General features: G+C 69.5%; 11 protein-coding genes. 10 read left to right on the top strand and 1 reads right to left on the bottom strand.

Features of this window, described 5'->3' with window-relative positions; translation table 11 throughout:
- Nucleotides 1-43: 43 nt before the first annotated feature.
- From priA to K2F54_RS08030, 4 genes are all read left to right on the top strand, one after another.
- Nucleotides 44-790, top strand: coding sequence for a bifunctional 1-(5-phosphoribosyl)-5-((5-phosphoribosylamino)methylideneamino)imidazole-4-carboxamide isomerase/phosphoribosylanthranilate isomerase PriA (gene priA, locus K2F54_RS08045; RefSeq protein ID WP_220605355.1), 747 nt, complete (start codon nt 44-46; stop codon nt 788-790).
- Complete coding sequence (locus K2F54_RS08040; protein WP_220605354.1) at nt 774-1,616, top strand: SseB family protein; 843 nt, start codon at nt 774-776, stop codon at nt 1,614-1,616. The genes priA and K2F54_RS08040 overlap by 17 nt, the downstream gene beginning before the upstream one ends.
- 138 nt (nt 1,617-1,754) lie before the next feature.
- Nucleotides 1,755-6,599, top strand: coding sequence for an Lhr family ATP-dependent helicase (locus K2F54_RS08035; RefSeq protein ID WP_220605353.1), 4,845 nt, complete (start codon nt 1,755-1,757; stop codon nt 6,597-6,599).
- Nucleotides 6,592-7,410, top strand: a complete 819-nt coding sequence (locus K2F54_RS08030) for a DNA-formamidopyrimidine glycosylase family protein (protein WP_220605352.1) — start codon at nt 6,592-6,594, stop codon at nt 7,408-7,410. The genes K2F54_RS08035 and K2F54_RS08030 overlap by 8 nt, the downstream gene beginning before the upstream one ends.
- A gap of 135 nt (nt 7,411-7,545) precedes the next feature.
- On the opposite strand, the gene K2F54_RS08025 is transcribed toward K2F54_RS08030, so the two are convergent.
- The gene (locus K2F54_RS08025) at nt 7,546-7,896 is read right to left on the bottom strand and encodes a DUF1844 domain-containing protein (RefSeq protein WP_220605351.1); all 351 of its coding nucleotides are present in this window, start codon (nt 7,894-7,896) and stop codon (nt 7,546-7,548) included.
- A 294-nt stretch (nt 7,897-8,190) separates the two neighbouring features.
- Here K2F54_RS08025 and infC point away from each other — a divergent pair, with 294 nt between their 5' ends.
- The 6 genes from infC (at nt 8,191) to K2F54_RS07995 (ending at nt 12,088) form a co-directional block, all read left to right on the top strand.
- Complete coding sequence (infC, locus tag K2F54_RS08020) at nt 8,191-8,775, top strand: translation initiation factor IF-3 (RefSeq protein WP_084020755.1); 585 nt, start codon at nt 8,191-8,193, stop codon at nt 8,773-8,775.
- The gene (gene rpmI, locus K2F54_RS08015; protein ID WP_066594389.1) at nt 8,768-8,962 is read left to right on the top strand and encodes a 50S ribosomal protein L35; all 195 of its coding nucleotides are present in this window, start codon (nt 8,768-8,770) and stop codon (nt 8,960-8,962) included. Before infC ends, rpmI begins: the two co-directional genes overlap by 8 nt.
- A 27-nt stretch (nt 8,963-8,989) precedes the next feature.
- Nucleotides 8,990-9,376 (top strand): 50S ribosomal protein L20, encoded by a 387-nt coding sequence (gene rplT, locus K2F54_RS08010; protein ID WP_220605350.1) that lies wholly within the window; start codon nt 8,990-8,992, stop codon nt 9,374-9,376.
- A 107-nt stretch (nt 9,377-9,483) separates the two neighbouring features.
- Nucleotides 9,484-10,284, top strand: coding sequence for a TrmH family RNA methyltransferase (locus K2F54_RS08005; protein ID WP_220605349.1), 801 nt, complete (start codon nt 9,484-9,486; stop codon nt 10,282-10,284).
- A 160-nt stretch (nt 10,285-10,444) separates the two neighbouring features.
- Nucleotides 10,445-11,173, top strand: a complete 729-nt coding sequence (locus tag K2F54_RS08000; RefSeq protein WP_220605465.1) for an amino acid ABC transporter ATP-binding protein — start codon at nt 10,445-10,447, stop codon at nt 11,171-11,173.
- 63 nt (nt 11,174-11,236) lie between these two features.
- The gene (locus K2F54_RS07995; protein WP_308287575.1) at nt 11,237-12,088 is read left to right on the top strand and encodes a glutamate ABC transporter substrate-binding protein; all 852 of its coding nucleotides are present in this window, start codon (nt 11,237-11,239) and stop codon (nt 12,086-12,088) included.
- The last annotated feature ends 22 nt before the right edge of the window (nt 12,089-12,110 follow it).

Genomic DNA, 12,110 nt, shown 5'->3' with positions numbered 1-12,110 from the left:
CGGTCGCCGCGCGCGGCCGCACGAACACGAAAAAGGCACTCCCATGAGCGAGTTCACCAAGACCCCGAAACTGGTCCTCCTGCCCGCCGTCGACGTTGCGGGCGGCAAGGCCGTGCGCCTGACGCAGGGTGAGGCCGGCACGGAGACCAACTACGGCGACCCGATGGATGCCGCCCTGGACTGGGCGCACCAGGGTGCGGAGTGGATCCACCTCGTCGACCTCGACGCTGCCTTCGGCCGGGGCAACAACACCAGCGTGCTCAAGAAGGTCATCAAGCAGCTCCGCGGCGTGAACGTGGAACTCTCCGGCGGCATCCGCGACGACCGTTCGCTGGAAGCGGCGCTGGGCACCGGTGTCAAGCGCATCAACCTGGGCACCGCCGCGCTGGAGAACCCGGAGTGGGCCGCGAGTGTGATCGCGCAGTACGGCGACGCGATCGCCGTGGGCCTCGACGTGCGCGGCACCACCCTGGCCGCCCGCGGCTGGACCAAGGACGGCGGCGACCTCTGGCAGGTGCTCGAGCGTCTCGAAGAGGCCGGCTGCACCCGCTACGTGGTGACCGACGTCACCAAGGACGGCACCCTCAAGGGACCGAACATCGAGCTGCTGCGCGAGGTCATGGAGCGCACCCACCGGCCGGTGATCGCCTCCGGCGGTGTCTCCAGCCTCGACGATATCGCCGCCCTGCGCGAGCTGGTTCCGCTTGGCCTGGAAGGCGCCATCGTGGGCAAGGCCCTGTACGCGGGCGCCTTCACCCTCGCCGAGGCGCTGGATGTCTCCGGCGCGTAACCTCGGCTCGACCGGCCGACCCGAGGGGTCGGACGGTCTTCCCGGGGCTCCGGCCGGGGATTCCGCCGGCCAGCCGTGGGCGGGCCGGTCGGTGGACCCGACCGAGTTCGACGACGACGACGGCCTCGCGCCACCCGCCCTGCTCGACGCCCTGCGGCGGTTCCGCGCCAGGGAACTGGGGGAGGAGGGCGTCGTGGACGTCCTGCGTTCGGCGCGCCTGCTCATCCCGCTGGTGACCGCTCTCGGCGCCGACGACGCGGATGCCGCTGCCGCCGACGGTCTGGGCCCGCACGGCCTGCGGGTCGACAAGACCCAGGAACTGTCGATCATCACCGTCGCCGGCCCGGACGGCAGGGCCGTGCTGCCGGTGTTCTCCTCCGCCGAGGCCATGCTGGCCTGGAACAGGGCCGCCAGGCCCGTGCCCGCCGACGCGGTGCGGGTGGCTCTCGCCGCCGCGCAGGAGGACACCGACCTGGTGGTGCTCGACCCCACCGCCGACACCGAGTTCGTGCTGCGCCGGCCGGCGCTCTGGGCCATCGCGCAGTCCGCACCGTGGACCCCGAGCTACGCCAGCCGGCAGGTCGCCGCGGCCTTCGAGGCATCCATCACGACCGAACTGGCCGCCCTCTCGGTGCAGCTCACCGCCGGTGACCCGCACGCCCGGCTGGCCGGCCCCGAACTGATCGTGGTCCTCGAACTCGTCGACGGCCTCAGCCGCGCCGACCTCGACGCCACGCTGGCCAGGCTCGCCGCCCGCTGGGCCGCCGACGATGTGATCGCCACCGGGGTCGACTCCCTCCGCGTGCAGCTGGTCGCCTCCGCCTGACCCGCCCCGCCCGCTGCCAGCGACAACTGTTAACGAAGCGGACAATTGCGCCCGGTGCGCCGGGACCATTTGTCCGCACGGGGAACAGTTGGCGGCGGTGTTCGGGGCAATGTCGGGGGGATCGGGGAGGATAGGGAGATGACGGAGATCCTCCAGCGCCTCTCGCCGGCCACCCGCACGTGGTTCGACGGCGCCTTCGACGCGCCCACCGAAGCGCAGCTCGGCGCCTGGGATGCCATCTCCCGCGGGTCGCACACCCTCGTGGTCGCACCCACCGGGTCCGGCAAGACCCTGGCCGCGTTCCTCTGGGCCCTCGACCGGCTCTACTCCGCGTCAACGACAGACAGCACGGATGCGCCCGCGCCCACCGGCACGCGCGTGCTCTACATCTCGCCGCTCAAGGCCCTCGGGGTGGACGTGGAGCGCAACCTGCGCGCCCCGCTGGTGGGTATCGGCCAGGCCGCCGAACGGCTCGGCCTGGCTCCCGTGCGCGTGACCGTGGGCGTGCGCAGCGGCGACACGCCCGCCGCCGACCGGCGCGCACTCGTGAAGACCCCGCCGGAGATCCTCATCACCACCCCGGAGTCGCTCTTCCTCATGCTCACCTCGGCGGCGCGCGAGTCCCTGCGCGGGGTCGACACCATCATCATCGATGAGATCCACGCCGTGGCGGCCAGCAAGCGCGGCGCGCACCTGGCCGTGTCGCTGGAGCGCCTGGACGCCCTGCTGGCGAAGCCGGCGCAACGCATCGGCCTGTCCGCCACCGTACGGCCGGCCTCAGAGGTCGCCCGGTTCCTCGGCGGCCAGGCCCCGGTGGAGATCGTGGCGCCGAAGAACGAGAAACGGTTCGACCTGCGCGTGGTGGTGCCCGTCGACGACATGACCCAGCTCGGCGCCGTGCCAGCACAGGAAGGGTCGACCTCGGCGGCGGCCCCGCAGACCGGGTCGATCTGGCCGCACGTCGAAGAAGCCATCGTGGACGCCGTGCTCGCGCACTCCTCGTCCATTGTGTTCGCGAACTCCCGTCGCCTGGCCGAGCGGCTCACCGCCCGGTTCAACGAGATCTACAGCGACCGGCTGGCCGTGGCCGAGGAGGCCGAACTGGTGCTCGCGGGTGCCCCCGCGGCGGAGGGCACGGCCGACCCCGCCGCATCCGTCGCCCGCCAGAGCGGTGCGCCCACCCGCCCACCGGCGGAGCTGATGGGCGGCAGCGGCCAGAGCGAGGGCGCAGAGACGCTGCTCGCCCGCGCCCACCACGGCTCGGTGAGCAAGGAACAGCGCGCCATGATCGAGGACGATCTCAAGTCCGGGAGGCTGCGCTGCGTCGTGGCCACGTCGAGCCTGGAACTCGGCATCGACATGGGCGAGGTCGACCTGGTCGTGCAGGTGGAATCGCCGCCGTCGGTGGCCAGCGGTCTGCAGCGGGTGGGCCGGGCCGGCCACCAGGTCGGCGAGATCTCCCGCGGCATCATCTTCCCCAAGCACCGTGCCGACCTCATCCACGCCACCGTGGCGGCCGAGCGGATGGTGTCGGGCATGATCGAATCGCTGCAGGTGCCCGCCAACCCGCTCGACATCCTCGCCCAGCAGACCATCGCCGCCGTCGCGCTGGAGCCCATCGACGCCGAGGAATGGTTCGACGCCGTGCGGCGCAGCGCCCCGTTCGCCACCCTGCCCCGCTCGGCGTACGAGGCCACCCTCGACCTGCTCGCCGGCCGGTACCCGTCCGACCAGTTCGCTGAGCTGCGGCCGCGCATCATCTGGGACCGCGACACCGGCCTGCTCACCGGCCGGCCGGGCGCCCAGCGGTTGGCCGTCACCAGCGGCGGCACCATCCCCGACCGCGGCCTGTTCGGCGTCTTCATGGTCGGCGGCGACTCCGCCACCGGCCGCAGGGTCGGCGAGCTCGACGAGGAGATGGTCTACGAGTCCCGGGTCGGTGACGTCTTCGCGCTCGGCGCGACCAGTTGGCGAATCCAGGAGATCACCCACGACCGGGTGCTCGTACTGCCCGCGTTCGGCGAGCCCGGCCGGTTGCCGTTCTGGAAGGGTGACGGCCTGGGCCGGCCCGCCGAACTCGGCGCTGCCATCGGCGCCTTCCTGCGCGAGATCTCGGCGCTCTCACCCGAGAAGGCCAGGGCGCGCTGCACCGCCGTGGGCCTGGACGACCGCGCGGTCACCAACCTGCTGGTCTTCCTCGACGAACAGCGCGCGGCCACCCGCCACCTGCCCACCGACCAGACCCTGGTCGTGGAGCGGTTCCGCGACGAGCTCGGCGACTGGCGGGTCATCCTGCACTCACCGTTCGGCCTCACCGTGCACGCCCCCTGGGCCCTCGCCGTTGGCGCCCGGGTGCGTGAACGCTTCGGCATCGACGGCGCCTGCGTGGCCAGTGACGACGGCATCGTCGTGCGCATTCCCGACACCGAGTCCGAACCGCCAGGCGCCGACCTCTTCGTCTTCGACCCCGACGAGCTCGAACAACTGGTCACCGACGAGGTCGGCGGCTCCGCCCTGTTCGCGTCCCGGTTCCGCGAGTGCGCCGCCAGGGCCCTGCTGCTGCCCCGGTACCGGCCGGGCAGCCGCTCGCCGCTCTGGCAACAACGCCAGAAGGCATCCCAGCTGCTCGACGTGGCCCGCGAGTACCCGTCGTTCCCGATCATCCTCGAGACCATCCGCGAGTGCCTGCAGGATGTCTACGACCTGCCCGCCCTCGTGGCCCTGGCCAAGCAGGTGGCCAGCCGCGCGATCCGGCTGGTGGAGACCAGCACCGACTCGGCCAGCCCGTTCGCCAACGCACTGCTGTTCGGCTACGTGGCCGCGTTCATGTACGAGGGCGACTCGCCGCTGGCCGAACGCCGGGCCACGGCCCTGTCGATCGACTCCGGCCTGCTCGCCGAGCTGCTCGGCCGGGTGGAGCTGCGTGAGCTGCTCGACCCCGTGGTGATCGACCGCACCGACGCCGAGCTGCAGCGGCTGGCTCCCGACCGCCGGGCCAAGGGGGTGGAGGGCGTCGCCGACCTGCTCCGCGGCCTCGGGCCGCTCACCGTGGCCGACGTCGCCGCCCGGCTGCAGGCCGCCGGCGTGGCCGAGCAGGCTGACCCGGCGGATGCGGCGGGGGAGCCGGAGCCTGACGGCGCCGACGCATCCGCCCCGCCCGCCGCCGGCCTCGCCGAGGCGCGCGCTCACCTCGAGACCCTCACCCGTGCCCGCCGCGCCCTCAAAGTGGGCATCGCCGGCGAGGAACGCTGGGCGGTGATCGAGGACGCCGGGCGGCTGCGCGACGCCCTGGGGGTACCGCTGGCGCCCGGCATCCCCGAGGCGTTCACCGAGAGCGTCAAGGACCCGCTCGGCGACCTGGTCAGCCGGTACGCCCGCACCCACGGTCCGTTCACCACCGCCGATGTCGCCGCCCGGTTCGGTTTCGGCACCGCCATCGCCCTCGGCGCGCTGCGCCGGCTGGCGGATGCCCGCAGAATCGTCGAGGGCGAGTTCCGCCCACACGGCAGCGGCAGCGAGTGGTGCGACGCCGAGGTGCTGCGGCGGCTACGCCGGCGCTCGCTCGCGGCGCTGCGGCACGAGGTGGAGCCCGTCGACCAGGCCACCCTTGGACGGTTCCTGCCGGCCTGGCAGCACGTGGGCGGCAAGCTGCGCGGCGTCGACGGCGTGGTGTCGGTGATCGAACAGCTCGAGGGCGCCAGGATCCCGGCCTCCGCCTGGGAGACCCTGATCCTGCCCGCCCGGGTGAGCGACTACAACCCGGGCATGCTCGACGAACTCACCAACGCCGGCGAGGTGCTCTGGGCCGGTGCCGGCACCCTGGCCGGCAACGACGGCTGGGTGAGCCTGCACCTGGCCGACACCGCACCACTCACCCTGCCCGTGCCCACCGAACTGGACACCACGCCGCTGCAGCGGGAGATCCTCGCCACCCTGGGTGGCGGCGGCGGGTACTTCTTCCGCCAGCTGGCCGACTCGGTCGGCAGCCAGGATGACGCCGCCCTCGTCGACGCCCTCTGGGACCTGGTCTGGTCGGGCCTGGTGAGCAACGACACCTTCGCCCCGGTGCGGTCGCTGGTCTCCGGCGGCAAGACCGCGCACTCCACCCGCCGCGCCGCGCCGCGGGCCCGGCTGCACCGCGGCCGCGCCCTGCCCCGGCCCAGCATCCCCAGCCGGCAGGGCCCGCCCACGGTCTCCGGCCGCTGGTCGATCGTGCCCGTCGCCGACACCTCCGCCACCCGCCGCGCACACGCGCTGGGCGAGACTATGCTCGAACGCTACGGGGTGGTCACCCGCGGTGCCGTGATGGGCGAGAACGTACTCGGCGGTTTCGCCCTGGTCTACAAGACCCTCAGCGGCTTCGAGGAGATGGGCCGCTGCCGCAGGGGCTACTTCGTCGAGGGTCTCGGCGCCTCCCAATTCGCCACCGCGGGCACCATCGACCGGATGCGCGGCTACGTCGACCAGGTCGAGCGCGCCGAACGTGGCGACAGGTCGGCACCCACCGCGGTGACCCTGGCCGCCACCGACCCGGCCAACCCGTACGGTGCCGTGCTGCCTTGGCCCGCCCTGCCGGAGGGCACCGGTCACCGGCCTGGGCGCAAGGCCGGTGGCCTGGTCGTGCTCGTCGACGGCCACCTGGTGCTCTACGTGGAGCGCGGCGGCAAGTCGGTGCTGGTGTTCGACCCGGCCGCCGCCGGTACCGGCGCCGAGGGCGCCGAGCCGGACCAGACCGGAGCGGGCACGATCCCCGCTGCCGACCCCGCCCGCCCGGTGGTCAAGGCGGGCACGCCGCGAGCGGCGCCGTCCGAGACCGTGCTCGCCGCCACCCGGTCGCTGGCCGCAACGGTCACCGCAGGGCGGGTGCCCAAGCTGGCCGTGGAGACCGTCAATGCCGACTTCGTGCTCGGCACCATGGTGGGCGATGCCTTGCGCGCGGCCGGGTTCACCGAAACCCCGCGGGGGCTGAGGCTCAGTGCCTGAGGGCGATACCGTCTACCGCAGCGCCCGCAGCCTCGACGAGGCCCTGCACGGCGCCACGCTCACGCGCTGCGACATCCGCGTGCCCGCCTACGCCACCGTGGACCTGACCGGCCAGGTTGTGCACGAGGTGATCAGCCGCGGCAAACACCTGGTGGCGCACGTGGGGGAGACCAGCATCCACTCGCACCTGAAAATGGAGGGCAGCTGGCACCTCTACCGGCACGGCACCGCCTGGCAGCGACCCGCGTTCCAGGCCCGCATTGTGCTCGAGACCGCGGACTGGGTGGCCGTGGGCTTCGAACTGGGCACCCTGGAACTCTTTGCCACCGCGGACGACGAACAGCACCTCGGCTACCTCGGCCCCGATCTGCTCGGGCCGGGCTGGGACTCCGCCGAGGCGGTGCGCCGGCTGCGGGCGGCGGGGGAGGCGACCGGCGATCCCGCGGTCGGCGACGGCGAGGGGGAGCGCCCGGTGGCCGTGGCCCTGGGCGACCAGCGCAACCTCGCCGGGCTCGGCAACGTCTACGTGAACGAACTCTGTTTTCTGCGCGGGGTGCTGCCCACCCGTCCGATCACGGCGGTGACCGACGTGGAGGGACTGGTCGCGCTCGCGCACCGGCTGATCACCGCCAACCGGGATCGCTCGGAGCGCACCACCACCGGCAATCTGCGCCGGGGCGCGCGCACCTTCGTCTACGGGCGGGAACGGCAGCCCTGCCGGCGGTGCGGCACGCGCATCCGCTCGGGCGAATTGGGCCGCAGCGAACTGGAAAAGCGGGTCACCTACTGGTGCCCGCGCTGCCAGACCTGAAGTGCGCACGGTCGCGCCCACACGTCGGTAGAGCTTGTCGAGACCTGGTGAGGCCGGCTCACGGGGTCTACTTCGACAGGCTCAGCACGGCGTCGACAGGCTCGACCAGCGACGTGGTGCGGTGTAGAGGGAGGGCTAGTTGACCGGGCCGGTGAACTTCTCCCCCGGGCCCTGGCCGATCGGGTCGGGGATGCTCGACGCCTCACGGAACGCCAGCTGCAACGAGCGCAGGCCGTCGCGCAGGCTGCGCGCGTGCATGTCCGAGATGTCGGGGGCGGATGCCGTGATCAGGCCGGCGAGGGCGGTGATCAACTTGCGCGCCTCATCCAGGTCGATCTGCGTGTCGGGGTCGTCGGCGAGGCCGACCTTCACGGCCGACGCGCTCATCAGGTGCACCGCCGCGGTCGTGATGATCTCCACCGCCGCCACATCCGCGATGTCCCTGGTGGCCTGGCCGGACTGGTCCTGGTCGATATTGTCGCTCACTGGTTTCCTCTGCTATGCTTACCCGGGCTCCGAGATGAAAGTCTCGGTACGAAAGTGGATAATCTCCCACCCGCGCTTGACCGCTTCATAAAGGTTACCGGGTAGTTTGCACTCCGCCGTCGCTCGCTGGTTACCAGCAGGCACGGCAGATAGGGTGCCGCACGTGATTGATGAGTGACGGAACAAGGAAATGTTCCAGATCCCGGGAATTGTGTGCGCGATTGTCTCCTCTTCGTCTCCGGACGACATCCGTTGTCAGGCTGTAGCCACGATGCTTGAGTAGAGGAGAGACGCATCAGCGATCCCCGTACAAATGACCGTATCCGCGTCCCCGAAGTCCGTCTCGTTGGTCCCAACGGCGAACAGGTTGGGGTCGTGGCGATTGATGTCGCCCTGCGCCTGGCACAGGAGGCTGACCTCGATCTGGTCGAAGTAGCCCCCACGTCCAAGCCGCCGGTCGCGAAGATCATGGATTACGGCAAGTTCAAGTACGAAGCTGCGCAGAAGGCGAAAGAAGCCCGGCGCAACCAGGCGAACACGATCCTCAAAGAGGTTCGTTTCCGTCTCAAGATTGATAAGCACGACTACGAGACCAAGCGCAAGCGCGCCGAAGGCTTCCTGAAGGCCGGCGACAAGGTCAAGGCCATGATTCTGTTCCGTGGCCGTGAACAGTCCCGTCCCGACCAGGGTGTACGTCTGCTTCAGAGATTTGCCGAGGATGTGGCGGAGTTCGGTTCCGTGGAATCGAGCCCGACCATCGACGGTCGAAACATGGTCATGGTGATTGGCCCGCTGAAGAACAAATCAGAGGCCAAGGCAGAGGCCAATGCACATAGAGCTGCAGATAAAGCAGCCAAACAGGAGGAAAAGAATGCCTAAGCAGAAGACCCACTCTGGGACAAAGAAGCGTTTCAAGGTCACTGGCTCCGGCAAGATCATGAAGCAGCAGGCCGGACTTCGCCACAACCTCGAGGTCAAGAGCACGCAGCGCAAGTCCCGCCTGAACCAGGACCAGGTTCTCGCCAAGGCCGACGTCAAGGCCATCAAGAAGCTTCTCGGCCACTAGGCCCCGTACCCCTAAAGGAATTAGAAAATGGCAAGAGTAAAGAGGGCCGTCAACGCCCACAAGAAGCGTCGCGTCATTCTTGAGCGCGCTGCCGGTTACCGCGGTCAGCGTTCGCGTCTGTACCGCAAGGCCAAGGAGCAGGTCACTCACTCCCTCGTCTACAGCTACCGTGACCGTCGTGCACGCAAGGGCGACTTCCGTCGCCTGTGGATCCAGCGCATCAACGCTGCGTCCCGTGCGAACGGCCTGACCTACAACCGCCTCATCCAGGGCCTCGCCCTGGCCGGCATCCAGGTTGACCGTCGCATCCTCGCCGACCTCGCCGTCACCGAGCCCGCCACCTTCGCGGCCATCGTTGAGAGCGCCAAGGCAGCACTGCCGGCCGACACCTCCGCACCCAAGGTTGCGAAGTAGTCACACCCGCTTGTCTCACGGGAGCGATCGCCTTTGGCGGTCGCTCCCGTTTTGCATGCCCGGCGGGGCATTCCGGCGCCTGGCCATGCGGCAACTAAACTGGATGCATGCTAGATAACCCCCGATCTCCTCGCGTGCGTGCCGTCGCGAAACTTGCGAACCGAGCCGCCCGCTCCGAGACGGGACTGTTCCTCCTCGAGGGTCCGCAGGCCGTCTCCGAAGCCCTCACCTTCCGCCCCGAACTCGTGGTGGAGCTGTACGCCACCCCGACCGCGCTCGAGCGTTACACCGAGATCGGCGATGCCGCCGTCGTCGCCGGCGTCGACGTGGAGTTCGTCACCGAGCAGGTGCTCGAGACGATGGCCGACACCGTCACCCCGCAGGGCTTCGTCGCCGTCTGCCACCAGTTTCCCACCTCGATCAAGAAGATCTTCGCCAACGAGCCCAAGCTCATCGCCATCCTCGAAGAGGTGCGCGACCCCGGCAACGCCGGCACCATCATCCGGGCAGCGGATGCCGCCGGCGCCGACGCCGTGATCTTCACCGGTCGCAGCGTCGACCTGTACAACCCCAAGGTGGTGCGCTCGTCCACCGGGTCGATCTTCCACCTGCCCGTCGCCGTGGGCGTCACCCTGGCCGATGTGCAGGAGCGGGCGAAGTTCGCCGGCATGCAGATCCTGGCCGCCGACATCAAGGGCGACGACCTGCTCGAGGCCCGCAACAGCGGCCTGCTGGCCGCTCCCACCGCGTGGCTGTTCGGCAACGAGGCTCGCGGCCTCACCGAGGAAGACCTCGCCGTGGCCGACCGTTCGATCACCGTTCCCATCTACGGGCACGCCGAATCGATGAACCTCGCCACCGCCGCATCCGTGTGCCTGTACGAGAGCGCTTTCTCGCAGCGGGCCTAGCATCTTTCCCGGTCGGGCGTCTATTACGTTTGGGTTACCGACCGGGATATAGCCGCGTCAAAGGTGGTCGAGGGGGCGCCTCACGGCCTAAGTTGGGGGTATGGAGCCAACAGACGCATCGCCGGCGACGTCCAACATCACCGTACGCCGGGGTGAACCCCTGGTCGTCATGACCGACGTCAACAAGAACTACGGGGAACTGCACGTTCTGAAAAACATCAACGCCACGGTCAACCGGGGCGAGGTGGTTGTGGTCATCGGCCCGAGCGGATCGGGCAAATCCACGCTCTGCCGGGCGATCAATCGTCTCGAGACCATCGACAACGGCTCGATCACCATCGACGGCAAGGAACTGCCGGCAGAGGGCAAGGCCCTCGCGCAGCTGCGCGCCGATGTGGGCATGGTGTTCCAGGCGTTCAACCTGTTCGCGCACAAGACGGTGCTCGAGAACGTCACCCTCGGCCCGATCAAGGTGCGCGGCATGAGCAAGGCCGACGCCGAGAAGAAGGCCATGACCCTGCTCGAACGCGTGGGTGTGGCCAACCAGGCCAAGAAGATGCCGTCCCAGCTCTCCGGCGGCCAGCAGCAGCGCGTGGCCATCGCCCGTGCCCTGGCCATGGACCCCAAGCTGATCCTGCTCGACGAGCCCACCAGCGCGCTCGACCCCGAGATGATCAATGAGGTGCTCGAAGTGATGGTGGACCTCGCCAACGAGGGCATGACCATGATCGTCGTCACGCACGAGATGGGCTTCGCCCGTAAGGCGGCCGACCGGGTCATCTTCATGGCCGAGGGCGACATCGTCGAAGAGGCCACCCCGGAGAAGTTCTTCACCGACCCCCAGAGCTCGAGAGCGAAAGACTTCCTCTCCAAAATACTTGCCCACTAATCGGTGCGCGAGAACACAGCACACAGCACACAGGAGGACACCATGAGACGCAACAAAGGTCTAATGATCTCAGCCATCGCCCTGGTCGGAGCGTTTGCGCTGACCGGTTGCACCGACTCCGGCGCCGGGTCGACAGAAGAGGCACCCGTTGCCGAAGACGTGACCTTCGACGAGGGCACCACCATGGCAGCACTGAACGAGGCCGGCGAGATCACCATCGGCACCAAGTTCGACCAGCCCCTGTTCGGCCTCCTCGGCCCGGATGGCACGCCGGTCGGCTTCGACGTCGAAATCGGCAAGCTGATCGCTGCCGAGCTGGGCATCGACGAATCCGGCATCAACTGGGTTGAGACCGTCTCAGCCAACCGCGAGCCGTTCATCCAGAACGGTGACGTCGACCTGGTCGTGGCCACGTACACGATCAACGACACGCGCAAGGAAGTTGTCTCGTTCGCCGGACCGTACTACCAGGCCGGCCAGGACCTGCTCGTGCTCACCGGTAACCCCGACGGCATCACCGGACCGGAAGACCTCGCCGACAAGGCCGTCTGCACGGTGAGCGGCTCGACCTCAGAGGCGAACATCGCCGAGTACACCACCAACGTGATCACCACGGATGCGTACTCCAACTGCCTCGGCCCGCTGCGCAGCGGCGACGTCGCGGCCGTCACCACCGACAACGTGATCCTGGCCGGCCTCGCCGACCAGAACGCCGGTGAGTTCGAGGTTGTCGACGCTCCGTTCACCGAGGAGCCCTACGGCATCGGCCTGGCGCTGGACGACACCGAGTTCCGCGGCTTCATCAACGACGTTCTCGAAGCATCCTACGAGGACGGCTCCTGGGCCTCCGCCTGGGAGGCGACCGCGGGTTCCGTGCTCGAGACGCCCGAGCCGCCGGCAGTCGACCGCTACTAGGCGACACCGCACACCCTGATCG

The sequence above is a fragment of the Cryobacterium inferilacus genome (assembly GCF_019599185.1).
Lineage (GTDB): Bacteria > Actinomycetota > Actinomycetes > Actinomycetales > Microbacteriaceae > Cryobacterium > Cryobacterium inferilacus.
This window is presented reverse-complemented; position numbering and strand designations above follow the sequence as displayed.

Coding starts and splice junctions, on each gene's coding strand:
- priA (WP_220605355.1), top strand. CDS start 44: ATGAGCGAGTTCACCAAGACCCCGAAACTGGTCCTCCTGCCCGCCGTC.
- K2F54_RS08040 (WP_220605354.1), top strand. CDS start 774: ATGTCTCCGGCGCGTAACCTCGGCTCGACCGGCCGACCCGAGGGGTCG.
- K2F54_RS08035 (WP_220605353.1), top strand. CDS start 1,755: ATGACGGAGATCCTCCAGCGCCTCTCGCCGGCCACCCGCACGTGGTTC.
- rpmI (WP_066594389.1), top strand. CDS start 8,768: ATGCCTAAGCAGAAGACCCACTCTGGGACAAAGAAGCGTTTCAAGGTC.
- rplT (WP_220605350.1), top strand. CDS start 8,990: ATGGCAAGAGTAAAGAGGGCCGTCAACGCCCACAAGAAGCGTCGCGTC.
- K2F54_RS08005 (WP_220605349.1), top strand. CDS start 9,484: ATGCTAGATAACCCCCGATCTCCTCGCGTGCGTGCCGTCGCGAAACTT.
- K2F54_RS07995 (WP_308287575.1), top strand. CDS start 11,237: ATGATCTCAGCCATCGCCCTGGTCGGAGCGTTTGCGCTGACCGGTTGC.